Source organism: Streptomyces sp. NPDC001156, from assembly GCF_053598275.1.
In genome coordinates, this window is sequence record NZ_JBSFJX010000482.1 from 1 (window position 1) to 1,985 (window position 1,985).

Sequence of the window (1,985 nt, forward strand, 5' to 3'; positions counted from 1 at the left end):
GGCGGAGTGCGCCGAGGGTGGTGGAGTAGCGGCGGGATTTGGTGGAGAAGTGGCCGCGGAAGCCGAGCATGTGGGCCCAGGCCCAGAGGCGGCGGCCACGCCCCACTTCGACTGTCGGTGACGGCCTCGCCGGCTACTGGTCCCGGTACATCTCGGCGACGAGGAACGCCAGGTCCAGGGACTGGCTGCGGTTCAGCCGGGGGTCGCACGCCGTCTCGTAGCGCTGATGCAGATCGTCGACGAAGATCTCGTCGCCGCCGCCCACGCACTCGGTGACATCGTCGCCGGTCAGCTCCACGTGGATACCGCCCGGGTGGGTGCCGAGCTCCTTGTGGACCTCGAAGAAGCCCTTGACCTCGTCGAGCACGTCGTCGAAGCGGCGGGTCTTGTGCCCGGAGGCCGCCTCGAACGTGTTGCCGTGCATCGGGTCGGTCACCCAGGCCACCACCGCGCCCGACGCCGTGACCTTCTCGACCAGCTCGGGAAGGCGGTCGCGGATCTTGTCGGCGCCCATACGGACGATGAAGGTCAGCCGGCCCGGCTCACGCTCGGGGTCGAGGCGCTCGATGTACCGCAGCGCCTCCTCCGCGGTGGTGTTCGGGCCCAGCTTGATGCCGAGGGGGTTGCGGATCCGCGACGCGAACTCGATGTGCGCGCCGTCCAGCTGCCGGGTGCGCTCACCGACCCACACCATGTGCGCGGAGACGTCGTACAGCTGCCCGGTGCGCGAGTCGGTACGGGTCAGCGCCGACTCGTAGTCCAGCAGCAGTGCCTCGTGGGAGGAGAAGAACTCGACGGTCTTGAACTCCTCCGGGTCCGCCCCGCAGGCGTGCATGAAGTTCAGCGCGTTGTCGATCTCGCGCGCCAGCTGCTCGTAGCGCTGCCCGGACGGCGACGACTTCACGAAGTCCTGGTTCCAGGCGTGCACCTGGCGCAGGTCGGCGTAGCCGCCGGTGGTGAACGCGCGCACCAGGTTGAGCGTCGACGCGGACGCGTGGTACATCCGCTTCAGCCGCTCCGGGTCCGGGATCCGGGACGCCTCGGTGAACTCGAAGCCATTGACGGAGTCACCCCGGTAGACCGGCAGGGTCATCCCGTCGCGGGTCTCGGTCGGCTTCGAACGCGGCTTGGAGTACTGACCGGCGATACGGCCGACCTTCACGACCGGCACCGAGGCGGCGTACGTGAGCACGGCGCCCATCTGGAGCAGGGTCTTGAGCTTGTTGCGGATGTGGTCGGCGGACACCGCGTCGAAGGCCTCGGCGCAGTCGCCGCCCTGGAGCAGGAACGCCTCGCCCCTGGCGACGGCTCCCATCCGGGCGCGCAGCTGGTCGCACTCGCCCGCGAAGACGAGCGGCGGATACGACTCGAGGTCCGCGATCACTGCGCGCAGAGCCTCGGCGTCGGGGTACTCGGGCTGCTGCGCCGCGGGCAGGTCTCGCCAGGTGTTGCCAGCGCTCGCGCTGGTCTTAGCGTTCACGGTCACCCCATCAACATTACGGGGTCGGGCCAGGCCCCCCGCCGCACGCCCAGCAAATGAGACACCGAGTACACCACGTGGACATGGGGTAAGGTGCCTCGCATGTTCGCGCACACGACCCAGAACTGGTGGTGGACCGCTTCTCCGGCGGCCCACTGACGCGCGTACGCACGACATCGCGAAGGCCGCCCGAGGGGCGGCCTTCAGTGTTTTCGGCACCGGAGCCGTTCCCTCTCACCTCACCGAGAAGGAAACGGACCATGCACCTGGCCGACCTGCTGGACGACCCCCGCCCGTTCGCCCTGCTGCGCCGCCGCACCCCCGGACGCGACCACGACACCGTCGAGGTGCTGATCGGCCCGGTCGCGCACTACGAGCGCCTCGCCGACCTCCCCGACCGGGGCCTGGCCCTAGGTGACTGGTGTTAATCGTGTGAGCTCGCGTTGGGGATTCGGGCTGTGCCAGGCTGACGGGCGTTGGTCGCCGGGTGTGGGGAGAGGTTGAG

At 69.3% G+C, this 1,985-nt stretch carries 3 protein-coding genes and 1 pseudogene; 2 read left to right on the forward strand and 2 right to left on the reverse strand.

Features of this window, described 5'->3' with window-relative positions:
• Window positions 1–94, reverse strand: a pseudogene (locus ACWDA7_RS52395) (replication initiator); the annotation flags it as partial.
• A gap of 39 nt (window positions 95–133) precedes the next feature.
• On the reverse strand, window positions 134–1,486 hold the full coding sequence (locus tag ACWDA7_RS52400; RefSeq protein ID WP_450615234.1) for a class II 3-deoxy-7-phosphoheptulonate synthase: 1,353 nt from the start codon (window positions 1,484–1,486) through the stop codon (window positions 134–136).
• A 96-nt stretch (window positions 1,487–1,582) separates the two neighbouring features.
• Between ACWDA7_RS52400 and ACWDA7_RS52405 the strand changes: the two genes are divergently transcribed.
• Both ACWDA7_RS52405 and ACWDA7_RS52410 read left to right on the forward strand, forming a co-directional pair.
• Complete coding sequence (locus ACWDA7_RS52405; RefSeq protein WP_359389524.1) at window positions 1,583–1,639, forward strand: trp operon leader peptide; 57 nt, start codon at window positions 1,583–1,585, stop codon at window positions 1,637–1,639.
• A 101-nt stretch (window positions 1,640–1,740) separates the two neighbouring features.
• Window positions 1,741–1,908 carry a hypothetical protein gene (locus tag ACWDA7_RS52410; protein ID WP_450615236.1) on the forward strand — a complete coding sequence of 56 codons (168 nt, stop codon included), beginning with the start codon at window positions 1,741–1,743 and terminating at the stop codon, window positions 1,906–1,908.
• Window positions 1,909–1,985 lie beyond the last annotated feature (77 nt).